Below are 24,345 nucleotides of genomic sequence, written 5' to 3'. Positions count from 1 at the left end.
CATGCGGCTCTCCAGCAAGGCAACCACGCTCCTCATCCTCGCCGCGGTCATCGCGATCGCGCCGGTCTTCTTCCCGTCCTCCTATTATTTCCGCGTCGGCTCGCTGATCTTCGTCAACGGGCTTGCGGTGACGGGTCTTGTCATCCTCATCGGCTATGCAGGCCAGATCAGCCTTGGCCATGCGGGTTTTGCCGGCATCGGCGCCTATGCCTGCGCGCTGGCGCCGGTGCATCTCGGCCTGCATCCGGCGCTTGCCGCTCTGCTCGGTGCGGCGCTCTCGGCGGCCATCGCCTTCCTCGTCGGCCGGCCGATCCTGCGGCTCAAGGGCTACTATCTCGCCGTCGCCAGCCTCGGCTTCGGCATTCTTGTCTCGATGGTGCTCTCCAACGAGGCGCAGCTCACCGGCGGGCCGGACGGCATGGCGGTGCCGGAACTGGGACTTCGCGCTGTCCTGAAGGCCATCGGCATCGATCTTTCCAACACCGAATTCTGGTATGCCTTCTCCGGCTTCGTCCTTGTCATCGGGGCCTGGCTGGCGCTCAACCTCTACCACAGCCCGACCGGTCGGGCGCTGCGGGCGCTGCACGGGTCGGAGGTCGCGGCCCGCACGGTCGGCGTCGATGTCGCGCATTACAAGCTTGTCGCCTTCATCCTCTCGGCGGTCTATGCCTCCGTGTCGGGCTCGCTTCTGGCGCTGCAGAACAAGTTCATCACGCCTGACGTCGCAGGCTTCATGCACTCGATCGAGATGGTCACCATGACGGTGCTGGGCGGTGCGGGGTCGGTGCTCGGCGCCATTCTCGGTGCCGCGATCCTCACCACGCTGCCGCAGGTGCTGACGGTCTTCCAGGAATACGAACAGCTCATGCTCGGCCTCGTCATGATGCTGGTCATGATCTTCATGCGCGAGGGGCTGCTGCCCTCCATCGCGCGCCGCATCCGGGGGAGGGCAGAATGAGCCTGCTTCAGATCGAAGGTTTGGGGATCGATTTCGGCGGCGTGCGTGCCGTCAACGATGTCGGCTTCTCCCTGAAACCCGGCGAGATCGTTTCCGTCATCGGCCCGAACGGCGCCGGCAAGACGACGCTGTTCAACATGATCTCGGGGGTCTACGCCCCGGCCCGCGGCCGTGTCGCGCTTGACGGAGAGGATGTCACGCGCATGCCGCCGCACCTTCTGGCGCGGCGTGGCCTGTCGCGCACCTTCCAGAATCTGCAGATCTTCCAGTCGATGAGCGTGCTTGAGAACGCCGTCGCTGGGCATCACCTGCACGAGCGTGGCTCGGTCTTTGCCGATCTCCTCTCGCTGCCCGCCGCGCGCCGCCGCAGCAGGGCGTCGGAGGAGAGTGCGCGTGCGCTGCTCGACCGCGTCGGCCTCGGCCGTGCCGCCGAACAGGAGGCGGGCTCGCTCTCCTATGGCGCGCTGAAGCGGCTGGAGATCGCCCGCGCGCTGGCGCTGAAACCCCGCGTCTTGCTGCTCGACGAGCCGGCCGCCGGCTGCAACGCCGTCGAGACGGAGGAGATCGACCATCTGATCGCTAAGGTCGCGGCCGAGGGCGTGTCGATCCTGCTGGTGGAGCACGACATGAAGATGGTCATGCGTATTTCCAACCATATCGTGGTGCTCGACCATGGCGAGAAGATCGCCGAAGGCGAGCCGGCGGCGATCGCGCGCGACCCGCGCGTCATCGAGGCCTATCTGGGTGCCCAGGCGACGGAGGCGCAAAATGCTGACGGTTGAAGGACTGCGTTCGCGCTATGGCCGTATCGAGGTGCTGCACGGCATCGACCTCGATGTTGCCTCGGGCGAGATCGTCACGGTGGTCGGCGCGAACGGCGCCGGCAAGACCACGCTGCTCAAGTGCCTCTCCGGCATCCAGCCGGTCTCGGCCGGGTCCATCGTCTTTCGCGGTGAGGCGCTGACGGCGGTGCCGGCGCATGCCCGCGTGCGGCGCGGCCTTGCCCAGTCGCCCGAAGGGCGCCAGATCTTCACCAACCTGACGGTGGAGGAGAACCTGCGCCTCGGTGCATATCTCTTTTCCGATGACAAGGTGGAGCGGGACCGGGAGGACGCCTTCGCCATGTTCCCGATCCTCAGGGAGAAGCGCAATCTTGCGGCCGGCGGCCTTTCCGGCGGCCAGCAGCAGATGCTGGCGATCGCCCGCGCGCTGATGGGCCGCCCTTCCTGCCTGCTGCTCGACGAACCGAGCATGGGCCTTGCCCCCATCCTCGTCGCGCAGATCTTCGATGTGGTGAAGAGCCTGAAGGCGCTCGGTGTCACCGTGCTGCTCGTCGAGCAGAACGCATTCGGCGCACTCTCGGTCGCCGATCGCGGTTATGTCATGGAGACGGGCCGCATCACCATGTCCGGCCCCGCTGCCGACCTCATCGCCGACGAACGCATCCGCGCCGCTTACCTGGGAATATGACACCATGACCGTCAGCATCATCAGCGAAAACGGCATTGCCGTCGTCACCATCGACAACCCGCCCGTCAACGCGTTGTCGCAGGCGCTGCGCCAGGCCCTCGTCGAGGCCGTCGCCAAGCTCGATGCGGACGCCGCGGTGAAAGCCGTCGTGCTGATCTGCGCCGGCCGCACCTTCATCGCCGGGGCCGATGTCAGCGAATTCGGTAAACCACCGCAGCCGCCGCATCTGCCGGACGTGGTGGCGACCATCGAGGGCGCCAGGAAGCCCTGGGTCGCGGCGATCCATGGCAGCGCGCTCGGTGGCGGGCTCGAAGTGGCGCTCGGCTGCGCCTGGCGGGTGGCCGTTGCTTCTGCCAGCCTCGGCCTGCCGGAAGTCAAGCTCGGCATCATTCCCGGTGCCGGTGGCACGGTTCGCCTGCCGCGGCTGATCGGTCCGGCGGCTGCCGTCGAGCTCGTGACAAGCGGCAGCCCCGTTGACGCGAAGAAGGCGGAAGGTCTCGGCCTCGTGGATGCTGTCATCGAGGGCGACCTTCTGGCCGGCGCGATTGCCTTTGCGAATGCTGCTGCCGGCAAAACCCGGCCGGAGCCGATCTCCAGCCGTGCCGTAGTGCCCGTTGAAGCCGGTTTCTGGGAGGGTGCCGAAAAGGCGGTGGCCGCCAAGGCGAAGCGGGAGGCCGCTCCGCTCCGGGCGCTTGCCTCGGTGCGCCGGGCCAGCGAGACGGACTTCGCCAGTGCCATGGCTTTCGAGCGGGAAACCTTCCTCGACCTGCGTGGCTCGCAACAGGCGTCTGCGCTGCGCCATGTTTTCTTTGCCGAGCGCGCTGCGCCACGCCCGCCGGAGCTTGCCGGGATCACGCCGCGCGATATCCGCTCGGCGGCCGTCATCGGCGGCGGCACGATGGGCGCGGGCATTGCCGCGGCGTTGCGCGATGCCGGTCTGCCGGTCATTCTTATTGAGCGCGATGCGGCGGCGGTCGAGCGTGGGCTCGCCAATATCAGGGCCATCTACGACGGTTCGGTGAAGCGCGGGCGCATGACGCAGGCCATCGCCGATGCGCGCATGGCCGGCGTCACCGGCAGCGGCGATTACGGCTTGCTGGCTGATACGGACCTCATCATCGAGGCGGTGTTCGAGGACCTGTCGGTCAAGCGCGCCGTCTTCGAAAAATTGTCTGCGGTTTGCCGGTCGGATGCGGTGCTGGCCACCAACACCTCCTATCTCGATCCGGACGCGATAGGCGAAGGCATCGCCCATCCGGAACGGTTCCTCGGCCTGCATTTCTTCAGCCCGGCGCACATCATGAAGCTGCTTGAAATTGTGCCAACCGGGACGACCGCGCCAGACGTGCTGGCGACGGGTTTTGCGCTCGCCCGTCTGCTCGGCAAGATCCCGGTGCGCGCCGGTATCTGCGACGGCTTCATTGGCAACCGTATCCTGAAGGTGACACGTGCGCAGGCCGAGCGGCTGCTGCTGTCGGGCGCGACGCCTGCGGCGGTTGATGCAGCCATGCGCGCCTTCGGCCTGCCGATGGGGCCGTTCGAGGCGCAGGATCTCGGCGGCCTCGACATCGCGGCCTTCCAGCGCAAGGCGGCGCGTGAACGCGGCGAAACGCCTTTTGCGCCCGTTGCTGACCGGCTCTGTGCCCTCGAGCGCTACGGCCAGAAGACCGGCGGCGGCTGGTACGACTACCAGCCGGGCGACCGTGCGCCGAAACCCTCTGACACCGTGGCGGCGATCATCGCCGAGGCAGCGGAAAGCCGGGCACAGCGCGCATGGGACGAGGCAGGCATCGTTGATGCCATTCTCCTGCCCATGGTCAACGAGGCGACGTGCATCCTGGAAGAGCATGTTGCACTCCGCGCCGCCGATGTCGATCTCGTGAAGATCCATGGTTATGGCTTCCCACGCTGGCGCGGCGGGCCGATGCACTATGCCGAGGGACGCGGGCTTTCGGAGGTGGTGGCGGTGCTGGGCCGCCTTGCAGCGGATGGCCTTGCCGAACCGCCTAGCGACGGCCTGCGCCGGGCGGCAAAGGCCGGTGGTTTTTCGGTGCTTGCCGGGTGAGACAATTCCGGCAAGACTGCCTGCCGGCTTGCGGCAGGGCGGAAAGATTGCGCGTTTGCGGACGGGAAGGGCTCTCGGCGATAGGCAAGCGTTGCGGACTGTGGTGAGATAGTTTTGGGAGAACAGGCTTTCTGCTAGAGCCGGGGAGGGCACGATGCAGTCGCTGATGACGCCGGGACACAAGCCGGTGCCGGTAGAAATTCTCGAGGCGGAGATCAGGAGGGTCTGCGGTTCGTTCGATCTGGAGCCGATGGGGCGGACGGGCGTCGTCAATGGCGACGTCACGACGCGGCGTGTCGGTCCCTTCGATACGGCCATCGTCGCACTCGATGCCTCCGAAGTCGCGCGCAACACCCGCTCCATCCGGCAGGATCCCGGCGAATACTTCTTCCTGCTGGTGCAGGATGCGGGCCACTGTCGCGTCGAGCAGGGCGATCAGGTCGCGGAGCTTTCGCCCGGCGACATGTTCCTTGTCGATTCCCTCAAGCCCTCGTCCTTTCTCTATCGCGGTGAGCGCTCGAACCAGGTGTCGCTGCATATCCCGCGCGACGAGATGCTCCACCGTTTCGGTACGCCATGCACCGGTGGCCTTTCGATCTCGCGCGATGATCCTCTCTGGCTCGCCATGCGCGCGGTCATCGCGAAAATGCTGCTGGAGGAAGGGGCGCAGGCGCAACTCGGCGAAGCTTTCCTGTGCCTTCTCGGCGCCTACCTGCATTCGACCCGCGTGACCGGTGCCGCTGAGACGCTGCTGTCGCGTGCGCTCGCGATGATCGATCGCCACCGCGCGGATCCGGGCTTCGGGCCACGTGAGCTGGCCGTCCGCCTCAACGTTTCGGAGCGCATGCTGCAGCGGCATTTTCGGCCGCTCGGGGAAACACCCGGTCACCGGTTGCTCAATCGGCGGCTGGAGCTTGCCCATGCGCGGCTCTCCGCCCGCAAGGGAGAGCAGGCGGCGGAGGGCGTTACGGCCGTTGCCTTCGATTGCGGCTTCAACGACCTTTCCTATTTCTATCGCGAGTTCCGCAAGAAGTACGGCACGACGCCGGGTGCGGTCGCGCGCTGCCATTGACGCTTTTGTCCAAAAGGCGGGACGGTGCCGTCCAAGTCCGGTGTGCTGCCCCTCTCTAATCTCTGCCACCATATGTGCCCGCCGGAGGAGGCGGGCCGCTCGTGGAGGAGGCGGATATGATGGAATTCAAGGCTACCATCGGCGGCAAGCCGGCGCCCGTCGGCGCGGACTTCGCCGTTCTCAACCCGGCGACGGGTCAGGAGGTCGGCCGCGCGCCGAACATGGGTGGGGCGGAGCTGGATGCGGCCGTCTCGGTCGCCAAGGCGGCGTTCGTCTCATGGTCGGCGCAGAGCGATGCGGCCCTGCAGGCCGCCTGCGCGGCGGTGACGGCCAAGATCGAGGAACATGCCGGCGAACTCGCCGAGATCATCACGCTGGAGCAGGGCAAGCCGCTCAACGGTCTCGGCTCGCGCTGGGAGGTCGGCGGCGCCGTCGCCTGGGCGGGGTACACGACCGGGCTTTCGCTGCCGGTGCGCGTACTGCAGGACAACGAGCAGGGCCGGGTGGAGCTCACCCGCAAGCCGCTCGGCGTTGTCGGCTCCATCACGCCGTGGAATTTTCCGGTCATGATCGCCGTCTGGCACATCCTTCCGGCGCTGCGCACGGGCAATACCGTCGTCGTCAAGCCCTCGCCCTATACCCCGCTTTCCACCCTGCGGCTGGTCGAGATCATGAATGAGGTGCTGCCGCCGGGCGTCGTCAACGTGGTGACGGGTGACGACCAGGCCTTCAATCTTGGCGCAGCCATGTCGGCGCATCCGGACATCCGCAAGATCGTTTTCACCGGCTCCTGCGCCACCGGCCAGCGGGTCATGCAGTCCGCTGCCGAGACGATGAAGCGCCTGACGCTGGAACTTGGCGGCAACGACGCCGGTATCGTCCTGCCCGATGTGGACCCGGTGGCGATTGCTGAAGGCCTCTTCTGGGGCGCCTTCATCAACAACGGCCAAACCTGCGCGGCGATGAAGCGGCTCTATGTGCACGACACCATCCACGATGCGGTCTGCGAGGCGCTGGTCGCCTATGCGCGAGGCATCAAGGTCGGCGACGGCATGGAGGAGGCGAGCATCCTCGGCCCCATCCAGAATCGCATGCAGTTCGACAAGGTCTCGCGCCTCGTCGCGGATGCGAAGGGGCGAGGCAAGGTGCTGCTCGGGGGAGAGCCCGGTGAGGGCCTGTTTTTCCCGCCGACCCTCATCGCAGGCCTTCGCAACGGCGATGCGCTGGTCGACGAGGAGCAGTTCGGGCCAGCTTTGCCGATCATCCGCTATTCCGACGTCGAAGAGGCGATCCGGCTCGCCAACGATAGCCCGAACGGTCTCGGCGGCTCGGTCTGGTCGTCGGATGTCGCGGCCGCCAAGAAGGTTGCGAGCCGGCTCGCCTGCGGCTCCGTCTGGATCAACAAACACGGTGCCATCCAGCCGAATGTGCCCTTCGGCGGCGTGAAAGCCTCGGGCATCGGTGTCGAGTTCGCCGAGGAAGGGCTTGCCGAATACACCGATATCCAGGTGGTCTTTGCCTGAGAGAAACAAACGAAAAGAGGGAACGATCATGAAACTGACGAAACATCTCGCCACGACGGCCCTTGCGTTCGGCCTTGCCGCCGGGGCGGCAGCCGCCCACCCGCTCGACGGGCTGACGGCCGAGGAATACCAGAAGATCAACCAGATCCTGCGCGAGCAGAAGGTGGCGGATGACAATACGCTCTATCCGCTGATCGAACTGAAGGAGCCGGCCAAGGCCGAGGTGCTGGCCTGGAAGGAAGGCGTGGCGCTCGACCGCAAGGCGACGGTCTATTTCACCAGCGCCGACGGGTTCAATGAGGCGGTCGTCAACATCTCGAAGGGCACGGTCGAGAGCAACGGCAAGACCGCGGGCCAGCCGATGGTGCTGTTCACCGAGTTCATGAACGCGCTGGAAGGCGCGCTCGGCCATCCGGACATGATCGCAGGCCTTGCCAAGCGGGGCCTCAAGCCGGAGCAGGCCTTCTGCCTGCCGCTGACGGGCGGCAACTTCTTCACCGAGGAATACAAGAACTCCCGCCTGATGAAGGTGCCGTGCTACCAGGTGCCGGAAGGCTCGAACTTCTATGCGAAGCCGATCGAAGGGCTCTTCGCCATCTACGACATCGGCAAGAAAGAGGTGCAGCGCGTCATCGACACCGGTGTCGTGGAACAGGCGCCGAAGGACAGCTGGGGCTACACGGAGGAGGAGGTCGCCAAGCGCCTGCCGCTCCGCCCGGAAATGAAGCCCGTCACGCTCGTGCAGGAAGGCGGTCCGAACTACAAGATCGATGGCAGTCACCTCGAATGGGATATCTGGCGCTTCAACTTCCGCGTCGACAAGCGCCCGGGCCTCGTTCTCTCCAATCTCGACGTCAACGACGACGGCACCTGGCGCTCGGTCATCTACCAGGCGCACCTTTCCGAGGTTTTCGTGCCCTACATGGATCCGACGGAGGGCTGGTACTGGCGCACCTACATGGACAGCGGGGAATATGGTTTCGGCCTCTTCCTCAGCCCGCTGCGCGCCGGTATCGACTGCCCGTCGCACGCTACTTTCCTGCCGGCGACGATCGCCGACGACAAGGGCGCGCCGCTCGTCATTCCGGATGCGATCTGCGTCTTCGAGCGCAACATCGGCGATCCGGCCTGGCGCCATTTCGAGGTTTTCGCGCAGACGCCGGAAAACCCGGTGCCGGCGGAAGGCCGTCCGGCGACGGAACTTGTCGTGCGCACGGCCTCCGAGGTCGGCAACTACGACTATCTCATCGATTATCGCCTGCAGCAGAACGGCCAGGTCAACATCTATGTCGGCGCGACGGGTCTCGATGCGGTGAAGGGCGTTGCCGCGACCTCCATGAAGGACCCGACGGCGAAGGCGGACACCGCCTATGGTACGCTGATCGCGCCGAATCTCGTTGCCGCCAACCATGACCACTACTTCAACTTCCGCATCGATTTCGACGTCGACCAGCCGGTGAACCATTTCTCGACCATGGACATCGTGCCGGCCAAGCTGGATGCGTCGAGCCCGCGCAAGTCGATGTGGACGGTCGAGCACAATATGCCGAAGACCGAAATGGAGGCGCGCTACAAGCTCTCGGCCATGCAGCCGCGCTACTTCCACATCTCCAACCCGTCGCGCGAAGGGTATCTCGGCCATGAGCCCGGCTGGATGATCCATCACGGCAGTGTCGCCTATGGTCCCTACGACTATGCCAACGACCCGCCGATGAAGCGCAACGCCTATATCGAATACTCGGTCTGGAACACGGTCTACGACCCGGAACAGCGCTATGCCGGCGGCAAGTTCGCCATGCAGAGCGATGGCTCGGACACGCTCGCCGAATGGGTCAAGAAGGACCAGAACCTGATGGGCAAGGACATCGTCACCTGGTTCTCCGCCGGCTTCCATCACATTCCGCGCATGGAAGACTGGCCGGTCATGTCGACGGAGTGGAAGACCGTGCACATCATGCCGCACAACTTCTTCGCCCATAATCCGGCACTGACGTTGCGCAAGAAGTAAGGACCGATGCCGGCGGGCGATGCCCCTCATCCGCCTGCCGGCACCCTCTCCCCGCAAGCGGGGCGAAGGGGAATGCCGCGCCGGTTTCCCGCGACAGAGGCGTTGTCGGGGAGGGAAACCGTTACCTCCTGCCCCTTCTCCCCGCTTGCGGGGAGAAGGTCGCGGCAGCGGGATGAGGGGGCGCTCTCCGCCACTTTCACTCCACCGGTCGCATGTCCCCGAAAACCGTCGGGATCAGCTCCGAGACGGTCGGGTGGATGTGCACGGCATGGGTGATGGCTGTATAGGGCTTGCTGGCATACATCACGTCGAGAATGCTCTGCACCGCCTCGTCGCCGCCGGTGCCAAGGATGGAGGCACCGAGGATTTCCTTCGTTTCGGCATCGGCGATCACCTTCATGAAGCCGAGGGTCTCGCCCTTTTCCTTGGCGCGGCCGACGCGGGTCATCGGCCGCGTGCCGATCAGCAGCTTACGGCCGGTCTTGCGTGCTTCCGTCTCACTCATGCCGGCGCGGCCGAGCGGCGGGTCGATGTAGAGCGCATAGGTCTGGATGCGGTCGCTCACCTTGCGCGGTTCGTTGTCGAGGAGGTTTGCCGCGACGATCTCGAAGTCGTTGTAGGCGGTGTGGGTGAAGGCGCCGCGGCCGTTGCAGTCGCCCATCGCGAAGATGCCGTGCGCACTGGTTTCCAATCGCTCGTCGACGGTGATGTAGCCGCGTTTGTCCGCCGCCACGCCCGCCTTGTCGAGGCCGAGGTCGTCCGTGTTCGGCCGCCTGCCGGTGGCGAGGAGGATATGGGAGCCCAGGATCTCGGGGGTGCCTGCCGTACAATTGACGCCGGCCCCGACGTTGTCGCCGGTTTTGAAGAAGCGGATGCACTCCGCCCCCGTGCGGATGGCGATGCCCTCGCGTTCGAGGATGTCGCGCACGGCGGCGCTGATATCCTCGTCCTCCCGGGCGATCAGCCGCGGCCCCTTCTCGATGACCGTCACGTCCGAGCCGAAGCGGCGGAACATCTGGGCGAATTCCAGCCCGATATAGCTGCCGCCGACGACGATGAGGTGTTTCGGCACCTCGCCGAGCTCCATCATCGAGACATTGTCGAGATAGGGCACGTCCCGGATACCGGGGAAGTCGGGTACGACAGCCCGTCCGCCGACATTGAGGAAGATCTGTCCGGCGGACAGTAACTCCTCGCCGACGCGAATCTCCGTCGGGCTTTCGAAACGCGCGTGGCCGCGGATGAAGGTGAGGCCCTGCATGCCCGCCAGCCAGTCCTCGTTGCCCTTGCGGGCGTCGAAGCGCACCTTGTCCTTGCGGGCCATCACCCGGGCGAAATCGATGGAGACCTTGCCCGTCACCACGCCGTAATCAGCGCCGCGGCGGGCGAGGTGGGCGGCATAGGCGCTGGCGACCATGGCCTTGGTCGGCATGCAGCCGGTGTTGACGCAGGTGCCGCCCACCAGCTTGCGCTCGATGAGCGCGACCTTCTTGCCAGCGGCCGTCAGCCGGCCGGCGAGCGACGGACCGGCTTGCCCGGCGCCGATGATGATGGCGTCGAACGTGCGCATCAGGCGACCGATGAGACGACAAAGAGGCCGAGCAGCACGGCGACGGCGTCTTCCAGCAGCGCGATGGGAAGGTCCTTGCCGCCGGTGGCTGCGACGAGACGCTTGCGGGCTTCATAGCCGCCGAGCGTACCGATGATCGCACCAAGTATGCCGGCGACGAGGCCGCCGATCATCGATCCGCCAACGGTGCCAAGGGCTGCGCCGCAGAAGCCGCCACTGACGATGCGCGCGCCGAACTGCTGCGGCACCTTGCGGCTCGGTGTGCCCGGCAACTGGTCGGTGACGAATTCGACGACGGCGAGGGCGCCGAAAATGTAGGGCGTGAAACGATAGGCCAGAAAACCGGCCCAGGTGCCGGAGACGGGAAGCCAGCCGAGCGCGGCCCCGATGCTGACGGCGGCCGGCGCCGTCATTGCACGCAGCCCCGCCACGATACCGATCAGCAATGCAAGAATGTAAATGCTCATTGTCCCTCACAGATCTGCGCCGGACATCGGCCCGGGATGGTTTCCCGGCAAGGGTGAAATGCAGTATCGGAAAATGAGGCGGGCCAAGGGGAGAGTGTCGGATGCGACCGGGAATTGCAATGCGTTTCTGTTGCAAAAGGCTGTCGCTTCGCGCAATCTTGAAAGCGCTTTGAGCGCGGCAACAAACGGCATGTCCCGCCGGTGTTGCGCAGTCTATTTTTCGCGATTGTCTGCCATATATGAAATGCTTTGCCGGGACTGGCTTTCCCAAACGTGGTGAAAATGCCGCCATGGCTTCCCGCACAGAACGAAAGGGTTATCTCATGCGTCCAGTCGTCAAATTCCTCGGAGCAGCTCTGGCCCTCGGGCTTGCAACCGGCGCTGCTCAGGCCCAGGTCGTCGTCTCCTCGAAGATCGACACCGAAGGCGGCGTGCTTGGCAACATCATCCTCTCGGTGCTGAATGCCAACGGCATTGAGACGACGGACCGTGTGCAGCTCGGCGCGACGCCGGTCGTGCGCCAGGCGATCATCGCGGGCGAGATCGACATCTATCCGGAATATACCGGCAACGCCGCCTTCTTCTTCGAAAAGGCCGAGGATCCGGCCTGGAAGGATGCGGCCAAGGCCTATGAGCTGGCCAAGACGCTTGATTTCGATGCCAACAAGATCGTCTGGCTGACGCCGTCCCCGGCCAACAACACCTGGGCGATCGCCCTGCGCAAGGATGTCGCCGAGCCGAACAAACTGGTGACGCTGAGCGATTTCGGCAAATATGTCGCTGGCGGCGGTGAGGTGGTGCTTGCGGCTTCGTCTGAATTCGTGAACTCGGCCGCGGCGCTGCCGGCTTTCCAGACGACCTACAGCTTCACCCTGAAGCCGGAACAGCTCATCACGCTTTCCGGCGGCGATACGGCCGCGACGATCGCGGCAGCGGCCAACCAGACGAACGGTGCAAATGCCGCCATGGTCTATGGCACGGACGGCGGCATCGCGCCGTCGGGCCTTGTGGTTCTTGCGGACGAAAAGGGCGTGCAGCCGGTCTACCAGCCGGCGCCGATCATCCGCGAGGCGGTGCTGAAGGCCAATCCGCAGATCGAGGAAATCCTGAAACCCGTCTTCGAAAAGCTCGATCTCGTCACGCTGCAGGATCTCAATGGTCGCGTCCAGGTCGGCGGCGAGCCGGCCAAGGCCGTTGCCGAGGACTTCCTGAAGAAGAACGGCTTCATCAAGTAAGGCGCGTTTGTCCTCCGCTCCCAGGGCGGAGGACCTTCCTCGAAAGGTGTTCATGACGTTCCGGATCGACAAGCTCGGCGTGGTGATCGCCGCATTGCTGGCCTATGGCGCCTTTCTGGCGCCCTTCGCCAGTTTCCGGGCCAACCGCATCGTGCCCGGCGAGGCAAAGGGCATTCTGGAGGCGCTTCCCGAGGCACTCGGCGCGACGCTGCTCGGTTTTATCGCCAGTGCGATCGTTGTCGTCGCGCTGAAGACGCCGACGGTCTTCCGGCTGCTGCTGGGACTTGTCGCCCTGCTGGTGCTCGCCATCCTCGTCGGCCTTTCCGCCGGTCATCTCACGCCGCCGGAAAACACCTATGCCCGCGTCTCGCCGGCCTCCGGCTTCTGGCTGCTGAGCTTTGCCTTTGCGCTTTTGACGGCCGATGCGCTGGCCCGGCTCCGGCTGTCGCCGCTCGCCCGGGTGGCGCTGCTTGCCGCCGTCGCCGCGGCTGCAGCGGGACTTCTGATTTCAGGCGTATGGGACGGGCTGTCGATCCTCAAGGAATACGGCAGCCGGGCCGACAGCTTCTGGCTGGAGGCGGGCCGCCATGTTGTCCTGGCGCTCGGCTCGCTCGTCGCGGCAACGCTCGTCGGTCTGCCGCTCGGCATTCTCTGCCACCGGGTGGAGGCGTTGCGCGCCGGCGTTCTCAACGTGCTCAACATCATCCAGACGATTCCCTCGATCGCGCTTTTCGGTCTTCTGATCGCGCCGCTGGGTTGGGTCGCCCTTCATGTGCCGGGGGCAGCGGCGCTCGGCATTCGCGGCATCGGGGCCGCGCCGGCCTTCATCGCGCTCTTCCTTTATTCACTGCTGCCGGTCGTTGCCAACACGGTGGTCGGGCTTGCCGGCGTGCCGCGTGACGCGAACGATGCCGCCCGCGGCATCGGTATGACGGACGGCCAGCGCCTCTTCCGCATCGAGCTGCCGCTCGCCTTCCCGGTCATCCTGACCGGCATCCGCATCGTTCTGGTGCAGAATATCGGTCTTGCGACCATCGCGGCGCTCATCGGCGGGGGCGGCTTCGGCGTCTTCGTCTTCCAGGGGATCGGCCAGACGGCGATGGATCTCGTGCTGCTCGGCGCGGTGCCGACCGTGGCCCTCGCCTTCGCCGCGGCGATCGTCCTCGACGCCGCAACGGAACTTTCCAGCAGACAATTCGGCAGGACCGCATGATCGAGATCGACAGCATCACCAAGCGCTATGGCGAAACCGCGGTCGTCGACAATGTTTCCATGACGATAGCGCCGCATACGATCACCGTCATCGTCGGCACATCCGGTTCCGGCAAGACGACGCTGATGCGCATGATCAACCGTCTCGTCGAGCCGACCTCCGGCACGATCCTGATCGACGGCGCCGACAACCGCTCCATTCCCGGCCACGAGTTGCGCCGCCGCATCGGCTACGCCATCCAGGGGCACGGCCTCTTCCCGCACCGCACCGTTGCAGAGAACATCGCCACCGTGCCGACCCTGCTCGGCTGGGAGAAACCGCGCATCGCTGCGAAGGTGAAGGAACTGCTGTCGCTGTTCCAGCTCGATCCCGCCGCCTTCGGCCCGCGTTATCCACATGAACTGTCCGGCGGCCAGCAGCAGCGCGTCGGCGTCGCCCGGGCGCTCGCCGCCGAGCCGAACATCCTCCTGATGGACGAGCCGTTTGGCGCGCTCGACCCCGTTATCCGGGCCAAGGCGCAGGATGATCTCTTGGCGATCCAGAAGCATTTCGGCACGACCATCGTGCTTGTCACCCACGATATGGAGGAAGCCTTCCATCTCGCCGACCGCATTGCCGTCATGGACAAGGGCAGGATCGCGCAATATGCGGCGCCGGAGGAGATGCTGGTGAACCCGGCGACGGAATTTGTCGAGACGTTGATCGGCGCCGGCGAGCGGCCATTCCGGCTCCTGTCGATCGGGGCTGTCGCAGACGCGGCCGAGGCCGGCGAGGCGGAGGGCGAGCCGATTTCCGCTGCAGCCAGCCAGCGCGACGCGCTGTCTGCCCTGCTCTGGTCCGGTCGACCGGCCCTGCCGGTCGTTGGCGCTGATGGTGTCCGGCTTGGCCGCGTCACACTTGCCGGCCTTGCCCGCCGTGCGGCGAGGCCGCAATGAAGGGGTATCTTCCCAATCTCCTGCGGCTGGCGGCGCTTGTCGTTCTCATCGCCTTTCTCGTGCATCCGCTGCTTTTCGATCCGTTGCTGAAGCCGCTGGTGCAGACCAATGCGCCGGCCATCTACAATCAGGGCAGTCTGCTGTCGCTGACGCTGTCGCACCTCGCCACGGTCTTCATCGCGACGCTTGCCGCGACCGTCGTTGCCGTTGGGCTTGCCATCCTCGTCACAAGGCCGATCGGCGCGGAATTCCTGCCCCTGTCGCGCAGCCTCGTGAATATCGGCCAGACCTTCCCGCCCGTCGCCGTGCTGGCGCTCGCCGTGCCTGCCGTTGGCTTTGGGGAAAAACCAACGCTGATCGCGCTCTTTCTTTACGGCCTGTTGCCGATCTTCGAAAATGCCATGACCGGCCTTTCGACCCTGCCACCCGCCATCATGGAGGCGGCGCGCGGTACGGGTATGACCGCCTGGCAACGTCTCACCCGGGTTGAGCTGCCGCTGGCACTGCCGGTCATCCTCGCTGGCATCCGCCTTTCCGTCGTCATCAGCCTCGCCACCGCGACCATCGGCTCCACGGTCGCGGCGAAGACGCTCGGCGAGGTCATTATCGCCGGGCTGCAATCCAACAACCTTGCCTTCGTGCTGCAGGGTGGTCTCGTCGTCGCCGTGCTGGCGGTGCTGATCTACGATGCCTTTTCGGCCATCGAACGTGTGCTGTCGCGCCGGGCGGGGCGCGCCTGACGCAAGGCCGGCAAAGGTAGGAGGACGCGCCGACAGGATCGTGCGGTGCGGCGCCATCTCTTAAGCTGGCTCCCCGCGATTCAGCTCACGGATTTCTCACATCCATCGCAGAACGCGGCACAGGCGGGCAGAAACGCCCTAGCGATCGCCGGTTTCGAGATCGTAGACGAGGATACCCTTGATGCCGCCTTCCGCGGCCGCGACGAGGCGGGCGCCGGTCTCCTTGTGCTCCGTGTCTTCCAGATAGGCATCGCGGGAAAAACTGTCGGCGAAGTCGACGATGAAACCATCGGCAAAGCCCTTGTCCATGCCCTCTTCCGGGCTGACATTCGTGCCGATATGCACGGCGAGCATGCCGGGCAGACGGTCCTTCAGCGCGTCGATCTCGTTGAAGAGTTCGGCCTTGTAGGCGGCGGAGATGGTCGGCTTGAAGTGGATGAAGACGCAGTGGCGGATCATGGCTGCCCCCTATCGGATGTTGCTGCGGGCGCGCGGACGCGCGTCGTTGCGTTCATATTGAAAAACCTGGGCCGGCAGCGCCGGCAGGCCGCGGATGATGTCGGCGCCCTTCTCCCCCACCATGATCGTCGGCGCATTGGTGTTGCAAGAGGGAACGCGCGGCATGACGGAACTGTCGCAGACGCGCAGACCTTCAAGACCATGCACCTTCAAATCGAGCCCGACGACCGCATCCGCCCCCGTACCCATCTTGCAGGTGCCGACGGGGTGGTGGTCCGTCTTGGCATTGGCGCAGCCGTAGTTGAAGAGGTCCTCGTCGGTCATGACCTTCGGCCCCGGCAGGCGCTCGGCCATCACATAGGGCTTCAGCGCGGCCTGCTGCATGATCTCGCGGGCGATCTTCAGCCCCTCGATCGACATTTTCCGGTCGTGCGGGTCGTCCCAGTAGTTCGGGTCGATCAGCGGCGCGGCCGAGGGATCGGCGGCGGCAAGACGCACAGTGCCCTTGGAGCGGGGGTGCAGATAGGCCGAATTCAGCGTCACGCCGGCATTCTTCAGCCTTTCGACGCCCGCCTCGATGCCGGAGCCGAGGCCGAGGTGGAACTGGATGTCCGGCGAGCGCGCATCGGGATCGGCATACCAGAAGCCGCCCGTCTCGAAGAGTGAGGAGGCGACGGGGCCGGAGCGGAAGAGCACATATTGCAGGCCGGCCCAGAGCGTGCGGTGCAGTTTCGCGACGCCGTCATAGGTGTGATCTCCGGTGCATTCGGAGATGACGAAGAGGTCGAGATGGTCCTGCAGGTTCGAGCCGACACCCGGCAGGTCGTGCTTGACCGCAACACCGACGGATTTCAGGTGATCCGCCGGGCCGATGCCCGATTGCTGGAGCAGTTTCGGCGAGCCGATGGCGCCGGAGGAGACCAGCACCTCGCGCTCCGCCCGGATCGTTTCGACGCCGCTTGTCGTCACCACTTCGACGCCGACGGCGCGGGACCCTTCCAGCACGATACGGGCGACACGGGCGCCGGTGCGGATGGTGAGGTTTTTGCGGTCCTTGATCGGCGAGAGATAGGAGAGCGAGGCGGAAGAGCGACGGCGGTTCCGCTGGGTCAACTGATAAAAACCGACGCCGGCCTGCTGGCGGCCGTTGAAATCGTGGTTGTAGGGAATGCCGAGTTCCTGGCCGGCGCGGATATAGGCGTCGCAGATCGGCAGCGCCGAGACCGGCATGGAGACGCCGAGCGGGCCGCCGTAGGAATGGTAGTCGTCGGCAAAACGCTGGTTGTCCTCGGCGCGCTTGAAATAGGGCAGGATTTCCCGGTAGCTCCAGCCCTCGCAGCCGTCCTCGCTTGCCCAGAGGTCGTAATCGGCCGCATTGCCGCGGGTGTAGAGCTGCGCGTTGATCGAGGAGCCGCCGCCGATGACCTTGGCCTGCGTGTAGCGCAGCACGCGGCCCTTCATGTGTTTCTGCGGCACGGTCTCCCAGCCCCAGCTTGCGACGCCCTTGGTCATCTTGGCGAAACCGGCGGGCATGTGGAACAGCGGGTTCCAGTCGCCGCCGCCGGCCTCCAGCAGCAGCACGCGCACGCCGGGATCTTCCGAAAGCCGGTTCGCCAGCACGCAACCGGCCGGTCCCGCACCGGTGATGATATAGTCGTAGGTCATGCCTTGGTCCTCAGAATGGTTCGGTGCCGCTACGGGTGAAGTTGCCCCTCATCCGCCTGCCGGCACCTTCTCCCCGCAGGCGGGGCGAAGGGATTTGCCGCGCCCTCTCGTCTCCCTCGCCCCGCTTGCGGGGAGAGGGCGGGGTGAGGGGCAACCCCGCGGGGTGACGTTCACAGCCGGCCGATCGAGAGCCCGCCGTCGAGATTGATCACCGAGCCGGTGGCGAAGGCGAACTTTCCGGTCGCCAGCGCCGCCGCGACGGCGCCGATGTCGTCGGGCTCGCCCCAGCGTTTCATTGGCACGAGGCCGCCCGCGATGAGGGCGTCGTATTTCGCCGAGACGCCGGCCGTCATGTCGGAGCGGATGATGCCGGGGCGGATCTCGAAGACGGAAATGTCGGTTTCCGCCAGCCTGAGCGCCAGCCCCTGGCTGAAGGCGGCAAGACCCGCCTTGGTCATGCAATAGTCGAGCCGTTCGGGCGAGGTGAGGCCGGCGGAGACGGAGGTGATGTTGATGATTGCGCGCGGGCCGGCGGCCTGTCTGGAGTGCAGCATCGCCTTCAGCACGGCCTGGGTGAAGAACACGGTGCCGCGCAGGTTGGTGGCGACGATCGTGTCGAAATGTTCGGGGGCGAGGTCGAGGAAATCGCCGCGCACGACGGAGGCGATGCCGGCATTGTTGACGAGGCAGCCGATGGCGCCGAGCTGGTTCTCGATGTCGGCGACGGTGGCCGTATGGCGCGTAAGGTCGGCGAGATCGGCCTTGAGGTAAATGGCCTGCGCGCCGAGGGTGGAAAAATCGGCGAGCATGGCGTCGGTCGCGGCGTCGCTATCCCCGATGCCTGTTATGGCTATGTTGAAACCATCGGCCGCGAGCGCCCTGGCGATGCCGAGGCCGATGCCGCGGCGGCCGCCGGTGACGATGGCGACGGGACGTGCTGAGGTCGTCATGCGGCAAGATCCCTCGATTGGATGTGATCGGCGACGCGCAGCGCCTGGGCGGCGACGGACAGGGCCGGGTTCACCGCGGCGGATGTCGGCAGGTAGGAGGCGTCGACCACGAAGAGGTTCGGATGGTCATGGGCGCGGCACCAGATATCGAGGGGCGCGGCCGCCGGGTCGTTGCCGATGCGCACGGTGCCGCATTGGTGCGAGGGCGTGCGCTTGTCGAAGGCGCGGGCGAGCACGACCGGGAAGCCGGCCTTCTTCAGGGCGGTTTTCAGCTTGGCGACGAGATCGAGATGGGCCTGCCAGTTGGTGCGCGTCCATTTCATGACGATCCGGTCGCGATCGACCAGGATGCGGCTTTCGGGATGTGGCAGGTCCTCGCTCATGGCGTAGAAATCGATGGCGCGGGCCGCCACCTGGTCCAGCAGCCATTCCGGTACGGAGGGCATGTTGGCCTTCAGGATCTTTCCCGAGACGCGGCCGAGAAGCTGCACATTGCCGAGCGGCGGACCGCCGTTGCCGTCCGAGAGATAGTAGTCGTTGAAACCAAAGCTCTTCTGGTAGACGGAGGTGTTCCTGTAGAACGGCGAGAGGCCGATCACGGCGCTCGAATTGTGGTTCATGAAGTTGCGGCCGACCTGGTCGGATGTGTTGGCGAGCCCCTTCGGGAAGGCTTCCGAGGCCGAGCGCAGCAAAAGCACCGCGGATTGCACCGCGCCGGCCGAGAGGATGACCAGTCTCGGCGAAACGCTCTCCGCCTCGCCGCCGCGCTGATAGTGCACGGTGGAAATGGTGCGACCGTGCGGGGCGGTGGCGAGCCGCGTCACCCGGCAATTGGTGCGCAGTTCGACATTTTTATGTTTCAGCGCCTCGGCGAGCGCCGCGCTTTCGGCATCCATCTTGCCGTCGTTGCTGTTGGGGTGCGCATCCCAGGGTGTCTTCGCCTTGGCGAGCCAGCGGTCGATATCGACACCGAGCGGCAGCGAATAGGGATGCAGGCCGTTCGCCTTCATTTTCGCGCGCACCCTGGCGATGGCGGGCTCGTCCGGTACGGGCGGGAAGGGGTAGGGTGCGGAATGGTGTGGCTCTGTCGGGTCGTCGCCGAGCGTGCCGCGGACATTGTAGAGTTTTTCCGCGGCCGAATACCACGGCTCCAGCGTCTCATAGGGGAAGGGCCAGGCGGGGGAGACGCCGTCGCGGTGGCGCATCTCTTCGAAATCCTCACGGCGGTAGCGCACCAGCACCGCACCGTAGAATTTCGAATTGCCGCCGACATTGTAGTAGTTGCCGGGGTTGAAGGCGGTGCCGTCAGCCTCGTACCACATCTCCTTCGGGCGGAAATGGCCGCGCTGGAAGATGGCGCGCTGGTCGCGGTTTTCCGGGCGGTCGGGCAGGTGATCGCCCGCTTCGAGGATGACGATCCTTGCACCCGTCGGGGCAAGCGCGGCGGCCATGGTGGAGCCGCCGATGCCCGATCCGATGATGACGATGTCCGGCTGCGTGGTCATTGAAAAATCTCAGGCGATGCGAAGCTGGCTGGCGGGGTCGAAGAACACGGCCTTGTCGAGGTTGAAGGCGAGGCGCGCCATCTGGCCGGCGGCGATGCGCACGTCGGCGCGCAGGCGCGCGACGATCTCCTTGCCGCCGAGATGGGTGACGGCGAAGGTGTCGGCACCGGCGGGCTCCACCACCTCGATCAGGCAATCGCCTTCCGCGACGGTGCGGGCGTTGCGGTCCGCGCCGTCGGGGTCGGTCAGCGCCTCCGGGCGGATGCCGAAGATGACGTCCTTGCCGTTATAGGCCGCAAGGCTGCCGGGGGCGTTGGGGACGGAAAGCACCAGCGGTTCCGCCTGATGGCGGGCGAGCGAGACGGCCATGCCCGAACCGTTGGTCTCGACCTTGGCCTTGAGCAGGTTCATGGCGGGCGAGCCCATGAAATCGGCAACGAAGGTGTTGGCCGGGTTGTTGTAGATTTCCGCGGGCGAGCCGAATTGCTGGAGCACGCCGTCCTTCAGCACGGCGATCTTGGTGGCGAGCGTCATCGCCTCGATCTGGTCGTGCGTCACGTAGACGATGGTGGTCTTCATGCGCTGGTGCAGGCGCTTGATTTCCGTGCGCATGTCGACGCGCAGCTTGGCGTCGAGGTTCGACAGCGGCTCGTCGAACAGGAAGAGTTTCGGGTCGCGCACCAGCGCGCGGCCCATGGCGACGCGCTGGCGCTGGCCGCCGGAGAGCTGGCCGGGCTTGCGCTCCAGGAGATGACCGATCTGCAGCATGTCGGCGACCTGCTTGATCGCCTTGTCACGCTCCTCCTTCGGCACGCCGCGGATTTCCATGCCGAAGGCGATGTTGCCGGCGACCGTCATGTTCGGGTAGAGCGCGTAGGACTGGAATACCATGGCGATGTCGCGCTTGGACGGGTGCAGGCCTGAAACCGAGCGGCCGTCGATGGCAATATCACCAGAGGTGATCGGTTCGAGCCCGGCGATGGTGTTGAGCAGCGTGGACTTGCCGCAGCCGGAGGGGCCGACGAGCACGAGGAAACCGCCCTGTTCGATCTCGATGTTGATATCCTTCAGGATTTCGAGCGAACCGTAGGATTTGCGCAGGCTGCTGATTTTCAAGAAAGACATGGCGTTATCCTTTCACGGCGCCGGACATCAGGCCGCGCACGAAGTACCGTCCGGAGACGATGTAGACGATGAGGGTGGGGAGCGCGGCGAGGATCGCGCCGGCAAAGTGTACGTTGTATTCCTTCACGCCCGTCGAGGACTGGACGAGGTTGTTGAGCGCCACGGTCATCGGAGTCGTCGAGGCCCCGGAGAAGGACGCGCCGAACAGGAAGTCGTTCCAGATGTTGGTGAACTGCCAGATGACGGAAACGACGATGATCGGGCCCGAGGACGGCAGCAGGATGCGGTAGAAGATCTGGAAGAAGCTTGCGCCGTCGATCTGCGCCGCGCGCACCAGCTCGGTCGGGAAGTTTTCGTAGTAGTTGCGGAAATAGAGCGTCGTGAAGCCGATACCGTAGACGACATGGACGAGGATCAGCCCCCAGAGCGAGCCGGCAAGCCCGAGCGCGCCGAGAATGCGCGCCATCGGGATCAGCACGATCTGGAACGGGATGAAGCAGGAGAGCAGCAGCAGGCCGAAGAAGACGTTCGAGCCCTTGAACTGCCACTTGGTCAAGACATAGCCGTTCAGCGCGCCGATGATGGTGGAGATGGCGACGGCCGGCACGACCATCAGGATCGAGTTGATGAAGAAGGGACGAAGGCCTGTCGGCTGCACGCCGATCTGCGCCGTCGACCAGGCCTGCAGCCAGGGCTCGATGGTCCAGACCTGCGGCAGGTTCAGCATGCCGCCCTGGCGGATTTCCTCCAGCGGCTTCAGCGAGTTGACCAGCATCACATAGAGCGGCAGCAAGTAGTAGATCGCGAAGAGGATGAGCGCGGAATAGATGAGGGCGCGCGTCAGCTTGTTGTGCGAGATGACGTTGTCGGGGTTTTGCGCGCTCATCGGCCTTTGCCTCCGCGGATTTCGGAATAGAGGTAGGGGATGATGATCGAGAAGATCATGACCAGCATGATGATCGCCGAGGATGCGCCGATGCCCATCTGGTTGCGGGTGAAGGTGTAGGAATACATGAAGGTCGCCGGCAGTTCGGTCGCCTGGCCGGGGCCGCCGCCCGTCAAGGCCACCACAAGATCGTATGCCTTGATGGCGAGGTGGGCGAGCACGACGAAGGCGGAGAGGAACACCGGGCGCATCAGCGGAATGATGATGCGGCGGTAGATGGTCGAGGTCGAGGCGCCGTCGATCTGCGCCGCCTTGATGATCTCGTTGTCGACGCCGCGAAGGCCGGCGAGGAACATCGCCATGACGAAGCCGGAGGATTGCCAGACGGCGGCGATCACCACGCAGTAGATCGCGTAGTTGCGGTCCTTGATCCAGTTGAAGGCGAAGCTTTCCCAGCCCCAGAGGTGCATGGTGTTTTCAAGCCCGATGCCGGGATCGAGGAACCATTTCCAGGCGGTGCCCGTGACGATGAAGGAGAGCGCCATCGGATAGAGGTAGATCGGCCGCAAAATGCCTTCGGCGCGGATCTTCTGGTCGAGCAGGATGGCGAGGCCGAGGCCCAGCACCGAGCAGATGACGATGTAGAGTGAAGCGAAGATCGCCAGATTGGAGATCGCCCGCCACCAGTGCGGTAGCGCCCAGAGTTTGGAATAGTTGCTGAGCCCCACGAAATTGTAGGAGGGCAGCATCTTGCTGTCAGTCAGCGACAGGAAGCCCGTATAGGCAATGAAGCCGTAGACGAAGACGAGCACGATGAGGAAACTGGGGGCTAGCACGAGCTTCGGCAAAAGCTCCTGCAGCCGGCTTCGGCTATCCATGGTCGATACCACCGTTGAAAATCGTGTTGGTGCGGTGGGGTCTTGCCCCTCATCCGCCTGCCGGCACCTTCTGCCCGCGAGCGGGGAGAAGGGATTCTGCCGTGCCCTCTCTGTCCCCTCTCCCCGCTTGCGGGGAGAGGGTTAGGGTGAGGGGCAGCGCCCTTGCCTTACTTCGCAGCCTCGACGGCGGCCTTCAGTTCCGTGACGGCTTCTTCCGATGACAGTTCGCCGTTGAACTGGCGGGTCACGACGTCGTAGATGGCGTTCTTGACCGAGGCCGGGTTGGCGTGGCCGTGCGCCATGGAGCCGAACAGCGAGCCGTTGGTGTTGGCTTCCGCAAGGTCCTTGATCGCCTTCTTGCCGCAATCGTCGAAGGCTTCGTCGGAAACGTCCGTGCGGGCCGGGGCAGAGCCCTTGACCACGTTGAAGGCCGACTGGAAGACCGGGCTTTCGATGGCCGAGGCCATGGTCAACTGGGCCGGAACCTTGTCGTCGGCGACCTTGAACATCGCGAACTGGTCGGAGTTGAAGGTGACCGAACCCTGGGTGCCCGGGAAGCGCATGCAGACGAAGTCCGTGCCCGGCTTCTTGCCGGCCTTGATGAATTCGCCCTTCGCCCAGTCGCCCATGAACTGCACGCCGGCCTTGCCTTCGATGACCATGGCCGAAGCGAGGTTCCAGTCACGACCTGAGAAGTTGTCGTCCACATAGGAGCGCAGCTTCGTCATGCGGTCGAAGGCTTCCTTCATCTGGGCGCCGCCCAGCGTTTCCGGATCGAGGTCGATGAAGGCCTTCTTGTAGAAATCGTTGCCGAAGGAGAGCACGACGGCGTCGAAGATCGTCGCGTCCTGCCACGGCTGGCCGCCATGGGCGACCGGCGTGATGCCCTGTTCCTTGAACTTGTCGAGCAGGGCGACGAGTTCATCCCAGTTCGTCGGCTCCTTGCCGCCGGCCTTGTCGAGCGCCGCCTTGTTAACCCACACCCAGTTGGTGGAGTGCACGTTGACGGGAGCAGCGATCCAGTGGCCGTCATACTTGGAGAACTGCTGCAGGGCGGTCGGGATCACCTTGTCCCAGCCTTCCTTGGCGGCGATCTCGTCCAGGTTGCCGAGCGCGCCTTCCTTGGCCCAATCGAGAATGTCGAAGCCGAGCATCTGCACCGCGGTCGGCGCGTTGCCGGCCGTGACGCGGGCGCGCAGGACCGTCATGGCTTCCGTGCCGCCGCCGCCGGCGACCGGCATGTCGGTCCAGGAAATACCCTTGGATTCGAGATCCTTCTTCAAGACGTCGAGCGCGGCGGCTTCACCGCCCGAGGTCCACCAGTGCAGGACTTCCACGCCTTCGGCGGCCTTGGCGGACATGCCGCCCATCGTCATCATCACCGCGGCGATCGCGGTGGTTGTCAGAAACTTGCGCATCGTATTCCTCCCGTTTGCAAGTTTGAAGGGCGAGAGCCTCCTCCCGCCGATAGTTCATCTGCGGCTCAAAGCGCCGCTCCAATTTAAAACGTTGTAAATTTGCAGAGTCAAGCGTGCGGCGTGCGTCCCCGGATATGCTTCTACAAATGCAGTAAATTGCGGCAACTCAGGTAGTTTCCGCAGTTCTAAGGACGTTGTGCGGC

21 protein-coding genes are annotated in these 24,345 nt (G+C 65.0%); 11 read left to right on the top strand and 10 right to left on the bottom strand.

What is annotated here, in order from left to right:
* Position 1 precedes the first annotated feature (1 nt).
* The 7 genes from K0P03_RS15490 (at position 2) to K0P03_RS15460 (ending at position 9,096) form a co-directional block, all read left to right on the top strand.
* Positions 2–958 carry a branched-chain amino acid ABC transporter permease gene (locus tag K0P03_RS15490; protein WP_023512765.1) on the top strand — a complete coding sequence of 319 codons (957 nt, stop codon included), beginning with the start codon at positions 2–4 and terminating at the stop codon, positions 956–958.
* Positions 955–1,740 carry an ABC transporter ATP-binding protein gene (locus tag K0P03_RS15485; protein WP_130514027.1) on the top strand — a complete coding sequence of 262 codons (786 nt, stop codon included), beginning with the start codon at positions 955–957 and terminating at the stop codon, positions 1,738–1,740. Before K0P03_RS15490 ends, K0P03_RS15485 begins: the two co-directional genes overlap by 4 nt.
* Complete coding sequence (locus tag K0P03_RS15480; protein ID WP_023512763.1) at positions 1,727–2,428, top strand: ABC transporter ATP-binding protein; 702 nt, start codon at positions 1,727–1,729, stop codon at positions 2,426–2,428. The genes K0P03_RS15485 and K0P03_RS15480 overlap by 14 nt, the downstream gene beginning before the upstream one ends.
* Positions 2,429–2,432: 4 nt before the next feature.
* Entirely contained in the window at positions 2,433–4,493 is a 2,061-nt protein-coding gene (locus tag K0P03_RS15475) for a 3-hydroxyacyl-CoA dehydrogenase NAD-binding domain-containing protein (RefSeq protein ID WP_272790020.1), read from the top strand.
* A gap of 154 nt (positions 4,494–4,647) precedes the next feature.
* The gene (locus K0P03_RS15470; RefSeq protein ID WP_130514029.1) at positions 4,648–5,565 is read left to right on the top strand and encodes a helix-turn-helix domain-containing protein; all 918 of its coding nucleotides are present in this window, start codon (positions 4,648–4,650) and stop codon (positions 5,563–5,565) included.
* 116 nt (positions 5,566–5,681) lie between these two features.
* The gene (locus tag K0P03_RS15465) at positions 5,682–7,088 is read left to right on the top strand and encodes an aldehyde dehydrogenase family protein (protein ID WP_272790019.1); all 1,407 of its coding nucleotides are present in this window, start codon (positions 5,682–5,684) and stop codon (positions 7,086–7,088) included.
* A 28-nt stretch (positions 7,089–7,116) separates the two neighbouring features.
* A complete protein-coding gene (locus K0P03_RS15460; protein WP_024271330.1) occupies positions 7,117–9,096 on the top strand; it encodes a copper amine oxidase in 1,980 nt (659 codons plus the stop codon).
* A gap of 196 nt (positions 9,097–9,292) precedes the next feature.
* Here the strand turns inward: K0P03_RS15460 and K0P03_RS15455 are convergent, their stop codons facing one another.
* Complete coding sequence (locus K0P03_RS15455) at positions 9,293–10,669, bottom strand: FAD-containing oxidoreductase (RefSeq protein ID WP_272790491.1); 1,377 nt, start codon at positions 10,667–10,669, stop codon at positions 9,293–9,295.
* Entirely contained in the window at positions 10,666–11,133 is a 468-nt protein-coding gene (locus tag K0P03_RS15450; RefSeq protein WP_272790018.1) for a DUF4126 domain-containing protein, read from the bottom strand. The genes K0P03_RS15455 and K0P03_RS15450 overlap by 4 nt, the downstream gene beginning before the upstream one ends.
* Positions 11,134–11,456: 323 nt before the next feature.
* Between K0P03_RS15450 and osmF the strand changes: the two genes are divergently transcribed.
* Genes osmF through K0P03_RS15430 form a run of 4 tightly spaced genes read left to right on the top strand, consistent with a single transcriptional unit; the run spans position 11,457 to position 15,256 of the window.
* Positions 11,457–12,368 (top strand): glycine betaine ABC transporter substrate-binding protein OsmF, encoded by a 912-nt coding sequence (gene osmF, locus K0P03_RS15445; RefSeq protein WP_272790017.1) that lies wholly within the window; start codon positions 11,457–11,459, stop codon positions 12,366–12,368.
* A gap of 52 nt (positions 12,369–12,420) precedes the next feature.
* Positions 12,421–13,581: an ABC transporter permease gene (locus tag K0P03_RS15440; RefSeq protein WP_272790016.1), complete on the top strand. Its 1,161-nt coding sequence runs from the start codon at positions 12,421–12,423 to the stop codon at positions 13,579–13,581.
* The gene (locus K0P03_RS15435) at positions 13,578–14,516 is read left to right on the top strand and encodes an ABC transporter ATP-binding protein (RefSeq protein WP_050743719.1); all 939 of its coding nucleotides are present in this window, start codon (positions 13,578–13,580) and stop codon (positions 14,514–14,516) included. The genes K0P03_RS15440 and K0P03_RS15435 overlap by 4 nt, the downstream gene beginning before the upstream one ends.
* Positions 14,513–15,256, top strand: a complete 744-nt coding sequence (locus K0P03_RS15430; RefSeq protein ID WP_023514101.1) for an ABC transporter permease — start codon at positions 14,513–14,515, stop codon at positions 15,254–15,256. Before K0P03_RS15435 ends, K0P03_RS15430 begins: the two co-directional genes overlap by 4 nt.
* A gap of 138 nt (positions 15,257–15,394) precedes the next feature.
* Here K0P03_RS15430 and K0P03_RS15425 read toward each other — a convergent pair whose 3' ends face one another.
* The 8 genes from K0P03_RS15425 to K0P03_RS15390 all read right to left on the bottom strand — a co-directional run bounded on the left by K0P03_RS15425 (position 15,395) and on the right by K0P03_RS15390 (position 24,142).
* On the bottom strand, positions 15,395–15,715 hold the full coding sequence (locus K0P03_RS15425) for a Dabb family protein (RefSeq protein ID WP_023514100.1): 321 nt from the start codon (positions 15,713–15,715) through the stop codon (positions 15,395–15,397).
* 9 nt (positions 15,716–15,724) lie between these two features.
* Positions 15,725–17,380, bottom strand: coding sequence for a GMC family oxidoreductase (locus K0P03_RS15420; protein WP_272790015.1), 1,656 nt, complete (start codon positions 17,378–17,380; stop codon positions 15,725–15,727).
* A gap of 170 nt (positions 17,381–17,550) precedes the next feature.
* The gene (locus K0P03_RS15415; RefSeq protein WP_272790014.1) at positions 17,551–18,330 is read right to left on the bottom strand and encodes a 3-ketoacyl-ACP reductase; all 780 of its coding nucleotides are present in this window, start codon (positions 18,328–18,330) and stop codon (positions 17,551–17,553) included.
* Positions 18,327–19,835, bottom strand: coding sequence for a GMC oxidoreductase (locus K0P03_RS15410; RefSeq protein WP_272790013.1), 1,509 nt, complete (start codon positions 19,833–19,835; stop codon positions 18,327–18,329). Before K0P03_RS15410 ends, K0P03_RS15415 begins: the two co-directional genes overlap by 4 nt.
* 9 nt (positions 19,836–19,844) lie before the next feature.
* The gene (locus K0P03_RS15405) at positions 19,845–20,960 is read right to left on the bottom strand and encodes an ABC transporter ATP-binding protein (protein WP_272790012.1); all 1,116 of its coding nucleotides are present in this window, start codon (positions 20,958–20,960) and stop codon (positions 19,845–19,847) included.
* Between the two features lie 4 nt (positions 20,961–20,964).
* Positions 20,965–21,846, bottom strand: coding sequence for a carbohydrate ABC transporter permease (locus K0P03_RS15400; protein WP_272790011.1), 882 nt, complete (start codon positions 21,844–21,846; stop codon positions 20,965–20,967).
* Positions 21,843–22,724, bottom strand: a complete 882-nt coding sequence (locus tag K0P03_RS15395; protein WP_244762550.1) for a carbohydrate ABC transporter permease — start codon at positions 22,722–22,724, stop codon at positions 21,843–21,845. The genes K0P03_RS15400 and K0P03_RS15395 overlap by 4 nt, the downstream gene beginning before the upstream one ends.
* 167 nt (positions 22,725–22,891) lie before the next feature.
* A complete protein-coding gene (locus tag K0P03_RS15390; RefSeq protein WP_130514040.1) occupies positions 22,892–24,142 on the bottom strand; it encodes an ABC transporter substrate-binding protein in 1,251 nt (416 codons plus the stop codon).
* Positions 24,143–24,345: the final 203 nt, after the last annotated feature.

The organism is Shinella sp. HY16, assembly GCF_028534175.1.
Taxonomy (GTDB): Bacteria; Pseudomonadota; Alphaproteobacteria; order Rhizobiales; family Rhizobiaceae; genus Shinella.
The sequence above is the reverse complement of the archived record's forward strand: the minus strand, read 5'-3'. Positions and strand labels throughout refer to the sequence as shown.